At 39.8% G+C, this 18,485-nt stretch carries 21 protein-coding genes; 13 read left to right on the top strand and 8 right to left on the bottom strand.

Annotated features, from left to right (window positions below):
- The first annotated feature begins 149 nt into the window (after positions 1 to 149).
- The 4 genes from I6E11_RS10170 to I6E11_RS10185 all read left to right on the top strand — a co-directional run bounded on the left by I6E11_RS10170 (position 150) and on the right by I6E11_RS10185 (position 2,422).
- On the top strand, positions 150 to 428 hold the full coding sequence (locus tag I6E11_RS10170; protein ID WP_235337937.1) for a hypothetical protein: 279 nt from the start codon (positions 150 to 152) through the stop codon (positions 426 to 428).
- Complete coding sequence (locus I6E11_RS10175; protein WP_235337938.1) at positions 418 to 1,500, top strand: hypothetical protein; 1,083 nt, start codon at positions 418 to 420, stop codon at positions 1,498 to 1,500. Before I6E11_RS10170 ends, I6E11_RS10175 begins: the two co-directional genes overlap by 11 nt.
- On the top strand, positions 1,485 to 1,910 hold the full coding sequence (locus tag I6E11_RS10180) for a hypothetical protein (RefSeq protein ID WP_235337939.1): 426 nt from the start codon (positions 1,485 to 1,487) through the stop codon (positions 1,908 to 1,910). Before I6E11_RS10175 ends, I6E11_RS10180 begins: the two co-directional genes overlap by 16 nt.
- Before the next feature lie 137 nt (positions 1,911 to 2,047).
- Positions 2,048 to 2,422 carry a helix-turn-helix domain-containing protein gene (locus I6E11_RS10185; RefSeq protein ID WP_235337940.1) on the top strand — a complete coding sequence of 125 codons (375 nt, stop codon included), beginning with the start codon at positions 2,048 to 2,050 and terminating at the stop codon, positions 2,420 to 2,422.
- Positions 2,423 to 2,668: 246 nt separating this feature from the next.
- On the opposite strand, the gene I6E11_RS10190 is transcribed toward I6E11_RS10185, so the two are convergent.
- From I6E11_RS10190 to I6E11_RS10220, 7 genes are all read right to left on the bottom strand, one after another.
- Positions 2,669 to 4,033: a dipeptidase gene (locus I6E11_RS10190; protein WP_235337941.1), complete on the bottom strand. Its 1,365-nt coding sequence runs from the start codon at positions 4,031 to 4,033 to the stop codon at positions 2,669 to 2,671.
- Between the two features lie 2 nt (positions 4,034 to 4,035).
- Positions 4,036 to 5,115, bottom strand: a complete 1,080-nt coding sequence (gene aroC, locus I6E11_RS10195; RefSeq protein WP_235337942.1) for a chorismate synthase — start codon at positions 5,113 to 5,115, stop codon at positions 4,036 to 4,038.
- Positions 5,116 to 5,293: 178 nt separating this feature from the next.
- A complete protein-coding gene (locus tag I6E11_RS10200) occupies positions 5,294 to 6,226 on the bottom strand; it encodes a TPM domain-containing protein (protein ID WP_235337943.1) in 933 nt (310 codons plus the stop codon).
- Positions 6,227 to 6,233: 7 nt separating this feature from the next.
- Complete coding sequence (locus I6E11_RS10205) at positions 6,234 to 6,821, bottom strand: LemA family protein (protein WP_235337944.1); 588 nt, start codon at positions 6,819 to 6,821, stop codon at positions 6,234 to 6,236.
- Between the two features lie 107 nt (positions 6,822 to 6,928).
- Entirely contained in the window at positions 6,929 to 7,186 is a 258-nt protein-coding gene (locus I6E11_RS10210) for a hypothetical protein (RefSeq protein ID WP_235337945.1), read from the bottom strand.
- Between the two features lie 6 nt (positions 7,187 to 7,192).
- The gene (locus I6E11_RS10215; RefSeq protein ID WP_235337946.1) at positions 7,193 to 7,576 is read right to left on the bottom strand and encodes a phage holin family protein; all 384 of its coding nucleotides are present in this window, start codon (positions 7,574 to 7,576) and stop codon (positions 7,193 to 7,195) included.
- 152 nt (positions 7,577 to 7,728) lie between these two features.
- A complete protein-coding gene (locus I6E11_RS10220; RefSeq protein ID WP_235337947.1) occupies positions 7,729 to 7,932 on the bottom strand; it encodes a YtxH domain-containing protein in 204 nt (67 codons plus the stop codon).
- Positions 7,933 to 8,166: 234 nt separating this feature from the next.
- Here I6E11_RS10220 and I6E11_RS10225 point away from each other — a divergent pair, with 234 nt between their 5' ends.
- The 9 genes from I6E11_RS10225 to rplT all read left to right on the top strand — a co-directional run bounded on the left by I6E11_RS10225 (position 8,167) and on the right by rplT (position 16,257).
- On the top strand, positions 8,167 to 8,673 hold the full coding sequence (locus I6E11_RS10225) for an SPOR domain-containing protein (RefSeq protein ID WP_235337948.1): 507 nt from the start codon (positions 8,167 to 8,169) through the stop codon (positions 8,671 to 8,673).
- Positions 8,674 to 8,782: 109 nt separating this feature from the next.
- Complete coding sequence (locus tag I6E11_RS10230; protein ID WP_235337949.1) at positions 8,783 to 9,736, top strand: PCMD domain-containing protein; 954 nt, start codon at positions 8,783 to 8,785, stop codon at positions 9,734 to 9,736.
- A 71-nt stretch (positions 9,737 to 9,807) separates the two neighbouring features.
- Positions 9,808 to 10,224 carry a Holliday junction resolvase RuvX gene (ruvX, locus tag I6E11_RS10235; protein WP_235337950.1) on the top strand — a complete coding sequence of 139 codons (417 nt, stop codon included), beginning with the start codon at positions 9,808 to 9,810 and terminating at the stop codon, positions 10,222 to 10,224.
- A 23-nt stretch (positions 10,225 to 10,247) separates the two neighbouring features.
- Positions 10,248 to 10,802 (top strand): peptide deformylase, encoded by a 555-nt coding sequence (gene def, locus I6E11_RS10240; RefSeq protein ID WP_235337951.1) that lies wholly within the window; start codon positions 10,248 to 10,250, stop codon positions 10,800 to 10,802.
- Positions 10,799 to 12,799, top strand: a complete 2,001-nt coding sequence (locus I6E11_RS10245) for a tetratricopeptide repeat protein (protein WP_235337952.1) — start codon at positions 10,799 to 10,801, stop codon at positions 12,797 to 12,799. The genes def and I6E11_RS10245 overlap by 4 nt, the downstream gene beginning before the upstream one ends.
- 88 nt (positions 12,800 to 12,887) lie before the next feature.
- The gene (gene thrS / locus I6E11_RS10250; RefSeq protein ID WP_235337953.1) at positions 12,888 to 14,828 is read left to right on the top strand and encodes a threonine--tRNA ligase; all 1,941 of its coding nucleotides are present in this window, start codon (positions 12,888 to 12,890) and stop codon (positions 14,826 to 14,828) included.
- 108 nt (positions 14,829 to 14,936) lie between these two features.
- A complete protein-coding gene (gene infC, locus I6E11_RS10255; RefSeq protein ID WP_235337954.1) occupies positions 14,937 to 15,524 on the top strand; it encodes a translation initiation factor IF-3 in 588 nt (195 codons plus the stop codon).
- Positions 15,525 to 15,599: 75 nt separating this feature from the next.
- Positions 15,600 to 15,797, top strand: a complete 198-nt coding sequence (gene rpmI, locus I6E11_RS10260; RefSeq protein WP_235327497.1) for a 50S ribosomal protein L35 — start codon at positions 15,600 to 15,602, stop codon at positions 15,795 to 15,797.
- Positions 15,798 to 15,906: 109 nt separating this feature from the next.
- Positions 15,907 to 16,257 carry a 50S ribosomal protein L20 gene (gene rplT / locus I6E11_RS10265; RefSeq protein WP_007560377.1) on the top strand — a complete coding sequence of 117 codons (351 nt, stop codon included), beginning with the start codon at positions 15,907 to 15,909 and terminating at the stop codon, positions 16,255 to 16,257.
- Positions 16,258 to 17,022: 765 nt separating this feature from the next.
- Here the strand turns inward: rplT and I6E11_RS10270 are convergent.
- On the bottom strand, positions 17,023 to 18,249 hold the full coding sequence (locus I6E11_RS10270; RefSeq protein WP_235337955.1) for an IS4 family transposase: 1,227 nt from the start codon (positions 18,247 to 18,249) through the stop codon (positions 17,023 to 17,025).
- Between the last annotated feature and the right edge of the window lie 236 nt (positions 18,250 to 18,485).

Here is an 18,485-nt window from a genome sequence, read left to right on the forward strand (position 1 = left end):
ATTATATCATATTATGTCTGTTGGGGATTCGTTTGACTTTTATTGCAACACAAAGGCAGGTGAATTCTCCAGCTTGGCAATACTTTGGGCAATCTTTGTTGTTCCGGGAATTATTGAGGTTTAATTATAGTGTTGCGGAAAGAATGCTTATGAAAAGATTATTGTTGTTTCTATTGATTGTATTGTCAGGCGGTGTGACAATGGAGGTTATAGGCGCAAATACTGAAAACTTGCCAAAACCTATACATCATTTTGATTTTTCCGGAGATTTGCGCGACTTTGTTACAGGACAGAGTATGTATATTTCCTTATTAGGAACTCCGAAACGTGAATGGGAGAAAAGTATGATACGCATGGTTCCGGACAGCGTGACGTTTGTTGATACTGAGGAAGGTGAAAAAACGGCAATAAAGACCTATGGAGTTTGATGCAAAACTTAACGTTGTTGACTGTCCTAAGATTACAGTATCAATGCTTGTACGTTTTGATGAGGATGGTATGGAGGATAAGAACAATAGCATTTATTGGTTCCGCACTTTGAAGTATGATAAAGGCAGTAATCCCATGTTTAACGAACAGGCTAAAAGGGAATACAAAACAAGGGGAATTCTCGGAGAGTATCACACAAACGGACGCATAGAGCCTACCGGAGACGATGTGGGGTTGACCTTTCCTATGGATGAGTGGGTGTGGATGACGGTAGTGTTTGATGAAGAAACCCGCTCGAGGATTGTATATTTGAACGACAGGTTTACCAAGGAAGAGTGTAGGATGCCTTTGGGCAGTACCGCACATACAGGGCGTGTGGGCCTGTTTCATGAGTCTATGCACTGCCTGATAAGCGGTTCTGTATCAGAGCTGAAGATTTATGACAGAGCATTGTCGGAGGATGAAATAGCTGTCCTGCATGGAGTGGATTCATTCGATGAGTTTGATACTTTTGATGCGTATTTGCCGTTTTTTACATTTATTCTTATTCTCAGTATAATACCTTTAAGTCTGCTGTATTTAAACCCCTGGAGAATAAAAAGATTAGAAACAGATAAAGTGGAACATAGCTATGGCGATGATAATCTGGCCCGGAATGAAATAAATTCGGCAATAGAAATATGGTATAAAAGTACCGGAGCCAGATGTCCGTATTGTAGTAATGAGAGTCTGGCTTTTCATTATCCGCGCGGTATCAGGATTCCATTCATAAGGAAACATATTATAAATGCAATTAATGCCAAACCTTCTGATCCTGAAACCATAGAGCGTATAAACCTGACAGTAGATGCATTTAATGCTTCTATAAAATACAGGTTCAATGGTTCTGTAATTTATATCATCATTGTTCTCCTTTCAATGTTTTTCCAGGAGGCATTTGATGGCTCTAAAACTATTTTCACTTCGGACGACATGACTTTCTGGGGTGCGATAGGTGATACTTTCGAGAAACATTGGAAGTTTATGGTTCTTCTAATTCCGTATGTGTTGTTTCAATGGGATGGAGTCTGATAGGCAGATATGGTGAGGATGTGGAAACGACAGAACGCAGAAAGTCGTCGGTCGGAACGCTTCCTTTAAAAGAGAAAATCAAGGAAATTGCACATTCCGGTGCCGGATTTTTCAGTATAGCCTTCTCTATTGCTTTTTCCGTTCTTAAGTATGTTTTGGTATGGATGTATTCAACTATAATGTGGGGTATCCGTAATTCTAGGGAAATAGTTGTTTATAAACGTGGTGGCACTGTGGTCCGAACAGAAGAAGGGGTAAATGTTGTCATGTTCTTTGCCGGATTTATGGTTGTCTTTATATGTTTGGCAATAGTGTATTTTTTATTGACATTCATGTCTATTTTTATATCCTTGTCTGTATTGTTGGTCATACCTTATAAGATTGTAAGGAATTATATTCTGCATATGTAGTTATGCAATGTAGTCACAAAACGAAATGTGTATTTTTTTTGCAACATTTAAAAACAACAATTTGCAAGAAAACGCATTTCTATAAACGTAAGGTGTTGATTTCCATTGGAGTGAACAATTAATGAAATATGAGAAATATGAGAAACAGACGAACTGCCAAAGACAACGATAAAATAAAGCTTCTGGTTAATGAATGGGTGAAAAACAAAGAATACCTAAAAAACGACATAGGGATTGAAAAATTAGGTAAAAAACTTGGAATAAACCGTACATATATATCAAACTACATAAACGATATATATCAGGTTAACTTCAATACATGGATTCACCGGATGAGAATTGCTGATGCCAAACAAATGATTATTGACAATCCGGGCATTACAATGTGGCAAATATCCATAATGACAGGCTACGCAGACCAGGCACACTTCAGCAAGTTGTTTAAACTGATAACCGGTGTATCACCCATGAAGTGGAAGAAACAAGTATTTGACAATGGACTGAACTCTTAATAAAGTATTATGGATAACTAATAATTATCAATGAGGGTCTGTCAAAAATAAAATGACTTCTCCGTAAAGTTATAGATTGTAACTTTAATATTAAAGGGTCGTATCAAACTCTGCATTGAGTAATGATATGACCCTTTCTTTAGTCTTTAAGGATGCTCAAATTTAAAATTATAACTTTATCTTTTCAAGAATGAGTTTTGACGCACCCTCATTATAAATATAGACAAATATTAAATAACATAAGATTTATAGCTTACAGCTGTATTCCTTATGGAACTCAACAACAGCCTCAATTCCTTTTCGGAATATGTCGAGAGGGAAATTCTCGTTTGGCGAATGGATGGCATTGCTTTCAAGCCCGAATCCCATCAATACCGTCTTTATTCCAAGAATTTGTTCGAAATCGCTTATGATAGGAATACTTCCTCCGCGACGTACAGCCAACGGTTTCTTCCCAAATGCTTTTTCAAATCCTTTTTCGGCTGCCTTATATGCAGGAAGTGAGATAGGGCAAACGTAGCCTTCGCCACCGTGCATTGTAGTTACTTTCACTTGTACGTATTCAGGAACTATTTCATTGATATAGTCGACAAACAGCTGTGATATCTTTTCGTGGTTCTGGTGTGGCACAAGTCGGCACGAAACTTTTGCATATGCCTTCGACGGAAGTACAGTCTTCGAACCTTCACCTGTATATCCTCCCCAGATACCGCACACGTCGAACGAAGGACGGCAACTGTTGCGCTCAAGAGTGGAATATCCTTTTTCGCCTTTCAATGCTTTTACTCCTATGGCATTCATGTATTTCTCTTCATTGAAAGGAATGTTTGCTATCATCTCGCGTTCTTCTGCCGGAACATCTTCCACATCGTCATAGAAATGAGGTATGGTGATGCGTCCGTCAGCGTCTGTAATCTTGTCTATCATGCTGCACAGCACATTGATAGGATTTGCCACAGCACCGCCGAAGTGTCCGGAATGAAGGTCGCGGTTAGGACCTGTTACTTCTATCTCCCAATATGCCAGTCCGCGCAGACCTGTTGTGAGCGACGGCAGGTCTTTTCCTAGCATACTTGTGTCCGATACAAGGATAACATCAGCCTTAAGCAGTTTCTTGTGCTCTTTCAGGAATGCATTAAGACTAGGTGAACCTATTTCCTCTTCTCCTTCGAAAATGAATTTTACGTTGTGCTTCAATAGTCCTTCGCGCACCATATATTCGAATGCCTTGGCCTGAATCATTGCCTGGCCTTTGTCGTCATCGGCACCTCTTGCCCAGATGTGTCCGTCTCTGATTTCCGGTTCAAACGGATTGCTTTTCCAGAGTTCTAGCGGTTCGGCTGGCATTACGTCATAATGCGAATATATCAATACTGTAGGCGCATCCGGACTGACTCTCTTTTCTGCATATACCAGCGGGTTGCCCTGTGAAGGCATGATTATAGCTTCGTCGGCACCCGCTTCTATGAGGAGCTGTCTCCATCTTTCGGCGCATGCCAGCATATCTTCCTTATGCTGTGGTAGGGCACTGATGCTGGGTATGCGTATCAGACTGAAAAGTTCGTCGATGAAACGCTGTTCGTTTTCTTCTATGTATTTCTTTATTTCCATGATTATAGAGTTGTTGTTTTGTTTAACAGATAATAATCGAGTATGGTCATGGCTGCCATAGCTTCCACTATAGGTACTGCTCTTGGTAGTACGCATGGGTCATGGCGTCCTCTAGCCTTTAAGATTGTTTCGTTACCGTATTTATCTACAGTAGGCTGTTCCATAAGCACTGTTGCAACAGGTTTGAATGCTACCTTGAAGTATATGTCCTGTCCGTTGCTTATACCGCCCTGAATACCTCCTGAACGGTTTGTGCGGAATGCTATCTTTCCGTTGTCATTATAGAAAATGTCGTTTTGCTGACTGCCCTTCATGTTCATATTGCCGAATCCCTGTCCGTATTCGAATCCTTTTGCAGCATTGATTGTGAGCATCGCATTGCCAAGTGCTGCATGTAGTTTCCCGAAAGCCGGCTGGCCGAGACCGATAGGGCATCTCTTTATCACGCAGTCCACAGTTCCTCCTATGGTATCGCCTTCACCCTTGGTCTTCAGAATGAGTTCAGCCATGGTCTGTGCCATAACAGGGTCCGGACATCTTACCGGATTCTTTTCAATCTCACTCAAATCGTATGCGGTATAATCCTTGTCAAGTTTCAGTTCTCCCACCTGCGAAGTGTATGCGGTTATTTCGACACCAAGTTGTTTTAAAGCTATTTTTGCCAATGCTCCGGCAACAACGCGTGAGATGGTTTCGCGTGCCGACGAGCGTCCTCCTCCGCGATGGTCGCGCAATCCATATTTCTGTGTATAAGTGAAATCGGCATGCGACGGACGGAAAACATCCTTCATATTGTCGTAGTCGCCTGAATGCTGGTTGGTGTTCCACACTACGAAACCTATAGGACATCCTGTAGAAACGCCATCATATATGCCTGAAAGAAATTCCACCTGGTCCGATTCCTTGCGTGCCGTTGTTATGGAAGACTGTCCTGGTTTTCTTCTGTCAAGCTCTTTTTGGATAAAATCCATATCTATATGTATTCCGGCAGGGAAGCCGTCTATTACTCCTCCTATACCTTTTCCGTGCGATTCACCAAAACTGGTCAGACGGAATATATTTCCAAACGTATTGTTGTACATTGTATCTTGGTCTTTAATCTATGTTTTATGTTATTTTTTTATTTATAGCTGAAATGACAGTATAAATCTTGGTGCTGACCATAGTGGGCAGTGCTGCCGACGATGGTCGGCAATGCTGTTGACGATGGTCGGTAGTGGTGCTGACGATGGTCGGCATCAGGAAATGCCTATGCTTAAGTTAGAATTTACTTCCGGCTCCACCGCCTCCGAAGCTTCCTCCACCGAAACTTCCTCCTCCGAAGCCACCGCCTCCGAAACCTCCACGTCCGAAGCCTCCACCCATGAAGATTCCTCCACCGAACGGTCCGCTTCGTCTGCCGTGGTGATGATTGTTTTCATCGTCTACGCGCTGTTCCTTACGTACATAGTGGCCGCAGTTTGAGCAGCATGACACTATTTCTTCAATATGGTATGTGGGGTATTTTGCTATGGTGCGTCTGGAAATTACTTTCATAGTCTGCTTATGACATTTGGGACAGCGTCTCTGTCTGCGGATATTAAGCCAAAGATAGAACATCGTAAATCCTATAACACCGAAAAGCAGGATGAACAATATTCCGGAATCTTTACTTGAACCGGAACGTGGACCGTCAGGCGTTCCGCTTTCTCCGTCAAGGTATCCTCTGACGGCTTTTATTCCGGCAAGCATTCCTGCATCCCAGTTGCCCTGCGAGAATGATTTGTTCATATACCTCACCTGTATTTTCTTGCAGATGGCATCAGGCAGAACTCCTTCGAGTCCGTAACCGGTTGCGAACTGGATGCATCGTTCGCCGGTTACGAGTAGTATAACCAGACCGTTGTCTTTTTCTTTTTGGCCTACACCGTTTTCCTGCCCAAGGCGGTAAGCGAAATCAAAACAGTCGCCTCCTTCAATCTGTTCTACAGCCACCACAAGAACCTGTATTCCTGTTTTCTGCTCAAGTGAAAACAGTGTGGTGTCTATGGCGGCAACAGTTGCTGCAGAAAGAATATTGTCCGGATTGCTGACATAGCGGGTACGATCCATCAGATGTACCATTGGGACATCTTCTACCTTATATTCCTTTGCAGTAGCCGTCATGCAACAGCACAAAACGAGCAGTAGCGCTACGAAATGCAGTTTTCTCATGGGCTAATCAGAATTTTACTTCCGGTGCTTTTTCGGAACCTTCGGCTGCTTCGAAATATGGACGTTTCTCGAATCCGAAAAGTCCGGCTATGATGTTTTTAGGAAAGCGACGGATTGTTGTGTTGTAGCCTTTGGCTATCTCGTTGAACTTTCTGCGTTCCACACTGATTCTGTTTTCTGTGCCTTCAAGCTGGGCTTGCAGAGCCTGGAAGTTTTCGTTGGCCTTAAGGTCAGGATAGTTTTCTGTAATGGCAAGCAGTCTGCCGAGTGCTGCACCTATCTCACCTTGTGCTTTCTGATATGCCTGAAGTTTTTCAGGAGTAAGGTCATCAATACTTATTGTTGCCTGTGTCGCTTTCGACCTTGCCGATACTACAGCATCCAGAGTTTCTTTCTCGTGTGCAGCGTATCCTTTTACGGTATTTACCAGATTAGGAATTAGGTCGGCACGGCGCTGGTATTGGTTTTCTACGTTGCTCCATGCAGTGCTTACGGATTCGTCCTGCGATACGAGCGAGTTGTAAGATGAAATACTGTAAATAACTGCGATTGCGATTACGGCAATAATAGTGATGATAATCCAAGTTTTCTTCATAAGTTTTTTCCTGTTTGTAAATATTAAGTTGAATTTCGGCACAAACATAGCAAAAATAACAGTTTATGCTATGATTGGAATTTATCTTTTATTTGTATAGTCTATGATTACTTTTTATGTTTTCTACCGGAAAATATATCTTTTATTCTTCTGTATATCTTGACTCCGGTCATGATACCGTCGTATGCAGCCATTCCGGAATTGAAATGATGCATCATAAGGTCCATCTTGTTTTTGGTTTCAGGAGGAGAAAAAAGATTTTGAGTCAGTTCTTGTATTCTTTCCTTTGACTGTCTGAGTTCAGCTTTCTTACTTTTTTTTCTCTCCGATATGATTTGAATGCTATATTGGGTAATATCGTTCATGATAGATTACTGTTTAGGGTTGTTCTCTTCTTTGTCTTTGTCTTCAAGGAATAATTTTGCCAGAAAGTTAACCATTGGCTGGAAAATTATTTTTTGTCGGAGTATATATATGGCAATTCCCAGCAACAGTATGCATCCGCCTATTATGGCGTAACTGGCTATTATGTTGTTTACGAATGAATCTATTGTGTAGACCAGCATGAAAGAGAAATAAAATAAAGCTGTCATTCCCAGAACTATCAGTACGCATATAAGTATAAGTGTAGATATGAGAATGGTGAGTTTCTCTACCAGGTCAAGTTTGATGTATTGTCCCTGAAGCTCTATGTATTTCTTTATTTCCTTGAATAGTGCTTCCAGATTGTCAATACTTTTGTCGTTGGCAAACATATTGGTTTCTTTTCTTTGCGATTAATAAAAAAGGGAAGTTTAAAAGGAAGTTCCGTCAGTCGCATTTGCGTGATCGGCTTTTCCTTTTAAAATCCCTAGTGAGTTTTCTCAATTACTTGGCTTGACAGTATTTGTGCTTACTGTCTGTTTCTTTACTCGGCATCTTTTACTTCTGCTGCAATCTGGTCAACTAAGTCTTCCATTTCAGCACGGTTAAGTCTGATTCCTTTCTGACGGAGGATTTCAGCTATTTTTCTACGAGTTTCTTCGCCTTTCTCCGGAGCGAATAGAATTCCGGCTGCTGCACCAAGAGCTACTCCGCCCAAGAATGCTGCTACAATGTTTAATGCTTTCATGATAATTATGTTTTATCAGTGTGTGTATGAAATCATACTGTGTTTTTAATTTGCTTTCTACAAATCTAATAAAAAAGATTGTATTTTGTCTGCATTTGTCCGCTAAAAATTAGCAATTTATTTACTCTATTGTATAATTAACTGATTTTAACAGCGTGGAAAGGTTTATATTACTACTTTTGTCAAGAAAAAACTAAGTTAGCAAATTATTAAAACAAATAAATGTAAGGCAACATGAAAAAATTATTCGTCTTAGGAATGGGATTATGCCTCGTTCTGGCATTCTCTTCTTGTAAATCAAGTGAAAGTGCATATAAGAAGGCTTACGAAAAAGCTAAGCAAAATGAGTTGGCAGAGGCTGCAAACGAGCAGGAAACTGTAGTTGAGGCTGCACCTGTGGTTGAGGCTGCTCCTGTAGTAGAAACAGCTCCGGCTCCTGTTGCTCCGGCTCCTGTGCGTGAGGAGAAGGTTGAACTGGTTTCCGGTGACGGACTTAAGGCTTTCAGTGTGGTATGTGGTAGCTTTGGTGTAAAGGCAAATGCAGACGGATTGAAGTCTACACTTGATGCTGAAGGTTATAGCGCAAAAGTGGTGTACAATGCTGAACGCAATATGTATCGTGTCATTGTTTCTTCTTTCGATACAAGAGAAGAGGCTGCAGCTGCGAGAGATGCTTTCAAGGCAAAATATCCTAACCGTCAGGACTTCCAGGGTTCATGGTTATTGTATCGTGTGTATTGATAAATATTTAGGAATTACTATTCCATTTATCATATTATAAGCGATGGCATATATGCTGTCGCTTTTTTTTATACCTTTGCGGTTCGTAATATAGATAAAAAAATACGTTATGAAAAATAGGTATTATGTTAGCTTAATAGCTCTTTTGACTGTAATGCCGGCATTGACACAGGAAAAATTTGAATTGTTCAAGTATGGTGATATGGATCACTGGGTGACAAGGAGAATAGAAGAGTCTGCTTTAATAGGCGGTAGTGTGAAACATCTTTATGAACTGGGACCAGATATGGAAATTGACGGTAATAATCCATATGTGAACCAGGGCGGTTCGCCGTGGGGAAATTCCAATGTGATGGCAAAGGTAGTGGGGATAGTCAAGACAAATACCAGTGTTTATCCTGAAAAACGTTGGTATGGAAAATGTGCACGTCTTGAAACACATATAGAGAGTGTAAAGGTTCTGGGACTTGTAAATATTACCGTACTTGCTTCAGGGTCAATGTTTCTTGGTGATATGAAAGAACCTATAACGGGTACAAAGGATGGTGAGAAAGCTTTGAACTGCGGTGTGCCGTTTACTAAAAGACCTAAGGCCATACGATATGACTATAAAGTGAAAATGTCTGATCAGAAAGATAGAATTCGTTTGACCGGGTTCAGTAAAAAATCTGTAGTGAAAGGAAAGGATGCTGCAATCATGGTATGTTACCTTCAGAAAAGAACAGAAGATGCTGATGGTAATATCATAGCTAAAAGAGTTGGTACTGCAGCTGTGAAATATACCACATCTTCTGACTGGAAAAACGGAGCAACGTATGAAATAATGTATGGTGATATAACAGGCAATGACAATTATGTGCCTGAACTTATGGCTTTGGGTACAGGTGGATATCATGCCCGCAACAGCAAAGGAGAGAGTGTAATGATAAAAGAAGACGGATGGGCCGGAAAGGATGAAACTCCTACACATATTCTTGTTCAGTTTACTTCAAGTATTGGTGGTGCTTTTGTAGGTTCTCCGGGAAATACACTTTGGGTGGATAATGTGGGATTGGTGTATTAACCAAATGCTATGATTTTTTAAGTCTTATATACAAGAGGTTAATAAATTAATTCGTAAATTTGCTGCCACTTATGAGTAGGATTTTGGCTATAGATTACGGAAGAAAGCGTACAGGAATTGCTGTTACAGATCCGATGCAGATTATTGCAAGCGGACTTACAACTGTAGCTACACACGAACTTGTGGACTTCATACAGAAATATGTCAGTCAGGAAAAGGTGGAACGGATAATAGTAGGTCATCCCAAACAGATGAATTACGAGGATTCTGAGAATATGAAGAATATTATTCCTTTCATGAACAGAATAAAAAAACTGCTTCCGGATATACCGGTCGAACTGGTTGACGAGAGATTTACTTCTGTGCTTGCGCATCAGGCCATGCTGACTGGAGGATTGAAGAAAAAGGACAGACAGAACAAGGCACTGGTGGACGAAATAAGTGCAACAATAATTCTACAATCTTATCTCGAATCGAAAAAGTATTAACAAACAGAATAAAAACAATAAATATGATTTTACCGATTTATGTATACGGCCAACCGGTATTGCGTAAGGAGGCCGAAGATATAACTCCTGATTATCCAGATTTGAAAGAACTTATTGCCAATATGTTCGAAACTATGGACCGCGCGGACGGGGTAGGATTGGCAGCACCACAGATTGGACTTCCTATTCGTGTGGTTGTTATAAACCTGGATGTCTTGTCGGATGATATGCCTGAATTCAAGGATTTCCGTAAAGCTTACATCAATGCTCATATCATAGAGACAGGAGAGGAAATGGTGTCTATGGAGGAAGGTTGCTTGAGCTTGCCTGGAGTGCATGAAAGTGTTAAACGTCCAGATAAAATACGCGTGACTTATCTTGATGAAGATATGAATCCGCATGATGAATGGGTGGAAGGATATCTGGCAAGGGTTATGCAGCATGAATTTGACCATTTGGACGGTACAATGTTTATTGACCACTTGTCTCCGCTCAGGAAACAGATGATTAAGGGAAAACTGAACAAAATGGTTGAAGGAAAAGCCCGTTGTGCTTACAAGGTGAAAACTGTAAAATGATAAAAAAGCTTCTATACATATTATATATAGGCTTGATGATGCCTGTGGTGGCCCTGTCGCAGATCAATACTGACAGGGTGATGACCATAGGTAAAAATGCTCTTTATTTTGAGGACTATGTGTTGTCCATACAATATTTCAATCAGGTTATAAATGCAAAGCCATATTTGGCCGAGCCTTTTTTTTATAGGGGATTGGCAAAGATTAACCTCGATGATTTTCAGGGAGCTGAAGCCGATTGTACTGAGTCGATAGAACGTAATCCGTTTGTGGCTAATACATATCAGATAAGAGGTATATCAAGAATACGTCAGAATAATTTTGACGGTGCCATAGCCGATTATCAGAAAGCGCTTTCCATAGAACCGGAGAACGAGGCGTTGTGGCATAATCTTATATTGTGCAGGATCCAGAAAAAGGATTATTCTATAGCCAGGGCAGAACTTGATACTCTTATTTCTATTTCTCCCAGATATACAGATGCTTATTTGATGCGTACTGAGGTGTCTCTGAAAATGAAAGATACACTGCAGGCTATGACCGATGCAGACAAGGCAATAGAAATGGACAGATATAGCCCTGAACCTTGGGCTTCCAGAGCTGTACTGTTTATGCAAAGAGGTAAGTATGCCGAGGCTGAGGCTGATTTTGATGAGGTTGCAAGGTTGTCGTTCAAGAATTCTGGTATATATATAAACAGAGCTCTTGCAAGATATTATCAGAATAACCTTCGTGGAGCAATGGCAGACTATGATATAGCTCTGGATATCGATAAGAATAATCTTATAGGACATTATAATCGTGGTTTGCTCAGGGCACAAGTTGGTGATGACAACAGGGCTATAGAAGATTTCGACTTTGTACTGAGTGTTGAGCCTGATAACTTGATGGCAGCATTCAATAGAGGACTGTTGCGTAGCAGGACAGGCGACTATAAAGGTGCAGTAGCAGACTATACTGCTGTTCTTGATGAATATCCTAACTTTATGCCGGGATATCAGTGCAGGGCTGAGGCATATAGAAAGATGGGAGATTTGAAGAGGGCTGATGCTGATGAAATAGTGGTTCTTAAAGCTCAGATTGATGCACAGACCGGTGCGAAGAATAATACAGCTTCGAACGACAAGACACGAAAGAAGTCGGATAAGGATATGAATAACTACCGTAAGATAGTTGTGGCAGACAATGATGATACGGAAAGTAAATATAAGACAAACTATCGCGGAAGGGTACAGGACAAGAATATCAATATCTTGCCGCAACCTATGTTTGCTTTGACATATTATGAACGTAAGGATGAGTTAAGAAGGCAGATTAATTTCTATAATAAGATTGCCCAAATGAATGAAAGGCTTCTTTTTCCTGAAAGACTTATCATTACCAATAGTGAAGTGGCTCTGAGTGAAGCGCAGGTAAAGCTACATTTCAACTCAATAGATCAATTGTCGGCTGCTATAGCTGCCAATCCGGAGAATGCTTTGAACTATTACTCGCGTGCTCTTGATTTCTATTTGGTTCAGGATTTTGACAATGCTTTGAATGATTTGAATGAATGTGTTGAAAGAGATTCTACTTTCTTCCCGGCATATTTCAGCCGTGCTCTGATTCATTACAAGGAACTGGAGTATAAAAAGCGTGAAAAGAGTTTCGAAATTGTGGTATCGGATGATAAGACAGCACAGGTGAGAACGTTGGATTATGCCAGAATACGTGAAGATTTGGATAAAGTGATAGAACTGGCTCCGGATTTCGTATACGCATATTATAACAGAGCAAACATCCTTACAATAATGAAGGACTACCGAGGTGCGATAGCTGATTATAATAAGGTGTTGGAAATAGATCCTAACATGGCTGATGCTTACTTTAACAGAGGACTTACTCATATATTCCTGGGTAATAACAGATTGGGAATACAGGATTTGAGTAAAGCAGGTGAGTTGGGACTTTTCTCGGCATATAATATTATAAAACGCTTTACGGTAAAAGAAAAATGACATTTTATATAGAAAAGAAATCTATTCAAGAAACTTTTACTATTTTTGCGGATAAAATTGAAGTAAAATAAGATTAAAATATAAAATCATGATTAAAATAACATTCCCGGATGGTTCGGTTCGTGAATATAACGAAGGTGTAACCGGTCTGCAGATTGCAGAAAGCATTAGCTCTCGTCTGGCACAGGATGTGCTGGCTTGCAGTGTTAATGGTGAGACTATTGATTTGAGTCGTCCTATAAACGAAGATGCAGAATTCGTTCTGTATAAATGGGATGATGAACAGGGTAAACATGCTTTTTGGCATACTAGTGCACACTTGCTTGCTGAAGCTCTTCAGGAACTCTATCCTGGAATACAGTTTGGTATAGGTCCGGCTATAGAAAACGGTTTCTACTATGATGTGGATCCGGGTGAGGCTGTTATTAAAGAAGGTGACCTGCCTGCAATTGAAAAGAAGATGATGGAACTGGCTGCCAAAAAGGAAGCTTTGGTTCGTGAAAACATCTCAAAAGATGATGCATTGAAAATGTTCGGCGAAAGAGGAGAAACTTATAAGTGCGAACTTATCTCTGAACTTGAAGACGGACATATCACAACTTATACTCAGGGTGCATTTACTGATTTGTGTCGTGGCCCTCACTTGACTTCTACTGCTCCTATCAAGGCAGTGAAACTGCTTTCTGTAGCAGGTGCTTACTGGAGAGGTCAGGAAGACCGTAAGCAGATGACACGAATCTATGGTATCTCTTTCCCTAAAAAGAAAATGCTTGATGAATATCTGGCATTGTTGGAAGAGGCTAAGAAACGTGACCACCGTAAAATTGGTAAGGAAATGGATTTGTTCATGTTCTCCGATACTGTAGGTAAGGGATTGCCTATGTGGTTGCCTAAGGGTACAGCTCTTCGTATACGTCTTCAGGACTTCTTGCGCCGTATCCAGTCAAGATATGACTATCAGGAAGTAATGTGTCCTCCAATTGGTAACAAACTTCTTTATGTTACATCAGGTCACTATGCAAAATATGGTAAGGATTCATTCCAGCCAATCCATACACCGGAAGAAGGAGAAGAGTACTTCTTGAAACCGATGAACTGTCCTCATCACTGTATGATATATAAGAACTCTCCACGTTCTTATCGTGACCTTCCTTTGCGTATTGCTGAGTTCGGTACTGTATGTCGTTACGAACAGAGTGGTGAACTTCACGGATTGACTCGTGTTCGTAGCTTTACGCAGGATGATGCTCACTTGTTCTGTCGTCCGGATCAGGTGAAAGATGAATTCTTGCGAGTAATGGATATTATTTCAATCGTATTTACTTCAATGGGACTTCAGAACTTCGAAGCTCAGATTTCATTGAGAGATAAGGTAAATCGTGAGAAGTATATCGGATCTGAAGAAAACTGGGAAAAGGCAGAACAGGCTATTATCGAAGCTTGTCAGGAAAAAGGTTTGCCGGCAAAAATAGAATATGGTGAAGCTGCATTCTACGGTCCTAAACTTGACTTTATGGTGAAAGATGCTCTCGGACGCCGTTGGCAGTTGGGTACTATTCAGGTAGACTATAATTTGCCTGAAAGATTCCAGTTGGAATATATGGGATCGGACAATCAGAAACATCGCCCTGTAATGATACACCGTGCTCCATTTGGTTCAATGGAACGTTTCGTTGCTGTTCTTATCGAACACACTGCAGGTAAGTTCCCATTGTGGTTGACTCCTGATCAGGTTGCTATCCTTCCTATATCAGAAAAATTCAATGACTATGCCGATAAGGTGCGTATGGAACTTAAGAAGTATGATATCCGTGCTTTGGTTGATGACAGAAACGAAAAAATCGGTCGTAAGATACGCGACAATGAAATGAAACGTATCCCTTATATGCTTATTGTTGGTGAAAAAGAAGCTGAAAATGGTGAAGTAGCAGTAAGAAAACAGGGTGAAGGCGACAAGGGAAGCATGAAAATAGAATATTTTGCAAAAAATATTGCAGAAGAAGTTCATAATATGATAAATAAATGGTAACTTTGCAACCGTTTTCACGACTATATATTATAAAATCGTGAAAACGGTGTAAAAACTATTAAAAGAATAATTTATAAAACGTAATTCAAACTGGAATAAAAGTTATTAATGAAGAATGACAATTTAAAAGGGCAACATCGAATCAATGAACAGATTCGTGCCAAAGAAGTTCGCATAGTGGGCGATGATATTGAATCAGCAGTTTATCCGTTGGCGCAAGCTTTAAAGATGGCCGAAGAGCATGAAGCTGACTTAGTTGAAATTTCACCCAATGCTGTTCCACCGGTTTGTAGAATTATAGATTATTCTAAATTCCTTTATCAGTTAAAGAAACGTGCTAAGGAACAGAAAGCAAAACAGGTTAAGGTGAATGTTAAGGAAATCCGTTTCGGACCTCAGACTGATGAGCATGATTATAACTTCAAACTTAAGCATGCAATAGGTTTCCTTCAGGACGGTGATAAAGTCAAGGCTTATGTTTTCTTTAAAGGACGTTCAATCCTGTTTAAGGAACAAGGTGAAGTGTTATTGTTGCGTTTTGCAAACGACCTTGAAGAATATGCAAAAGTAGAACAGATGCCTTTGCTGGAAGGTAAACGTATGATTATTTCGTTGACTCCAAAGAAAGGTCCTGCTCCGAAGAAAGCAACTCCACAACAGGCTAAGCCTGCTAAGACTGAAGAGGAAGAAGATTAAAAAACAAGTGCGTATAGCGCGCAGGTATAGTGCGTTATTGCCTTTAGAATAATAATAATTAAAAATTTAAACAAGATGCCAAAGATCAAGACTAACTCCGGTTCTAAAAAAAGATTTGCTCTTACCGGAACAGGTAAAATCAAAAGAAAGCACGCTTTTCACAGTCACATTTTGACTAAGAAGACTAAAAAGCAAAAAAGAAACCTTGTACACTCAGGATTAGTACACAACTCAAACCTAAGTCAGGTAAAGGAACTTCTTTGCATGAAGTAATTTTAGCTTTAAAAGCGTATTTTGTATCATTTAAATTATTAACCGAATGTATTAGCTTTAAGTCCGATTGTAAAATATCGGCGCTTTCATTCAAAAAAGAATTAAAACTATGCCAAGATCAGTAAATCACGTTGCTTCAAGAGCAAGAAGAAAGAAAATTTTAGGTTTAACCAGAGGTTACTTTGGTGCTAGAAAAAATGTATGGACAGTAGCCAAGAATACTTGGGAAAAAGGTTTGACTTATGCTTACCGTGACCGTAAGAATAAGAAACGTAACTTCCGTGCATTGTGGATTCAGCGTATCAATGCAGCTGCTCGTTTGGAAGGTATGTCATACTCTAAATTGATGGGTGCTTTGCACAAAGCTGGTATTGAAATCAACCGTAAGGTTTTAGCTGATTTAGCTATGAATCATCCAGAAGCATTCAAAGCTGTTGTTGCTAAAGCTAAAGCTGCTTAATAGCTTCTTAGGAATAAAAAGTTATAGAAAAGCTGTCTTCTTTTTAGAGGGCAGCTTTTTTGTATTAAAATGATCTTGAAACTTTGATATATTAAATTTTTGTATTATATTTGTAATACAAAAATATAGCCGCACTTGCAGAATCGGGAAACTCATCAAATTATAAGAAATACCGAGACAAGCTTCATATTCTAATGGCGGGCCACGCCTTCGGGTAGCATTTATGCCGGTGGATTACAAAGGAAATGAGCTCTCAAATCATGTCTATCGGAGTTTCGTCACGCCTCGGGTGCGGCTTTTTCTGTTTTATAATACCAAAGAAATCATATCTCATTGCATAACTAGTGGTATTCATTACCTTCAGGAGATATTGTTCTCACGCTAGAAACCATATTTTGTGAACCTTCTGTGTGCATGACAGATTCGAAATGATATGAGGTCGTATGTATTTCCCTATTGATGTAAACTTTCTTTAGAAATACCTTGAGGGCTTTATAGGCATTTTTCCGGATTGTAAGGAGCTTAGTATAAAGGCGTACGTACAACAAATATGAGGATGTTGAAATGCCAATCTGCCGTATTGATGACAGACAAAATCAGAAACAGACTGTTTAAATTAATATGACATGATTTTACTGACTAGATTAAAAGAAGTAATCCTATTTATAATTATTGCTGTCCGATAAAATCGATTGAATATAAAAGAATATCGCTCGGCCATTGTATATTCAATGGTCGAGTCTTATTTTGTTATTCCAAGCCCCTTCAAAAAATAGATAGTTGACAATCTTCTTTCTGTCTCACGTCCAGAAGAGTTTCCCAATCTTTTTCCGGATGATTGAAAAGGCTGTAGAAATCTACATAATACATAAGTGTAATCCTCATCATTGTTGCAAGACCGGAGAAACTCCATGAACGAGTCAGTTTCTTTTTCATTACCATAAGCAACAGATTGGCTATAAGTGTCACCCAAATCTGTATTTTAATCGCATTTGCACTTTCCCCATAGAAGTATTTTAAGGGAAAGTTCTGTTTTATTTGCTTGAAAAGCAGCTCTATTTCCCAACGTTTGTGGTATATTTCTATAATCTCGTTTGGATCTGATTCCATATCGTTTGTAAGCAATGAAACCAGTTTGTGCTTTTTAATATCAACATAGGTAATGATACGGGCATGATGAATCAGAATTGTACCATCCTTCAGCATTTTTGAGAATGTTACATTTTGTATACGTACCTCCATAAAGCCTTTATCATTCTGGTACATACAGTCCTCTATAATGTTGTATTTCAGGTTCTTCTTCATTTTTGTTACATATATAACTTCTCTTTGCGTGAGTGTTTCCAGTTTCTCATAATCAATGTATGCACGGTCCATGGCAATTATGTCACCTTTGTTCATTACTGACGGTCTTAACATGAAGGAATCGTTGGTTGCTGCCGAAGTGAACTTTATATCTGAAGGAACTCCTTCGTTGGCGTGTATGACAGTGTGTACCTTTATACCTCCTTTCTTCTTGCCAGTCTTGGGATGACGTCCCACACCCTTGAACAGGAGATTGGAGAACAGAGTGATAGTGGTGGAATCAATAATCTGAAGACGCTTCATCCAGACTTTATCCCTGTTCTTGCGGCTGTCCGAGGAAAGTATATTTCTGTATGTAGTGTATAAGTCATGATAGATGGACTCAAATATAATTTCCGGCCGTCGTCTGTTGGCATCGGAAAGAGTACTGCGCGAAGGCATTAACCTGATAACTAAATGACAAAGTTTGCGGGATTCTGCCTGTAGGGAAGACATTATCTCCCGTAAGGAATCAAAACGCATGATGACCGCATAGAGCATAACGACAAGATGAGTCCATATGTCGAAACGTTTTACATAGTGCTCTCCACCATATTCACGACTTAACCGAAGGATTGTTGACTTGTCCAGTAATTTTATCACCTGACAATAGAGCGGCTGTCCGCTAAAATGTGTACTTTTGCCCATAATTAGATTTTATTGTTTGGCGACTGAAATCTAACGAAAATGGGCTGACTTCGCAAATGAAGTCAGCCCTAATTTTATGGCTTTGTAAAATTTTTATCGGACAGTAATAGATGTTTATATTGAATGCCCTTATGGAATGAGGTTTTCAATCTATGTTCTCTCTATATTTAGTTCCGTATTTTTCGTAATATTTCTGGTTTATCTTTTTTTGAAGCACTGTTTGTGCTTTTTTGTAG

The organism is Bacteroides caecigallinarum (genome assembly GCF_021531075.1).
Taxonomy (GTDB): Bacteria; Bacteroidota; Bacteroidia; order Bacteroidales; family Bacteroidaceae; genus Phocaeicola; species Phocaeicola caecigallinarum_B.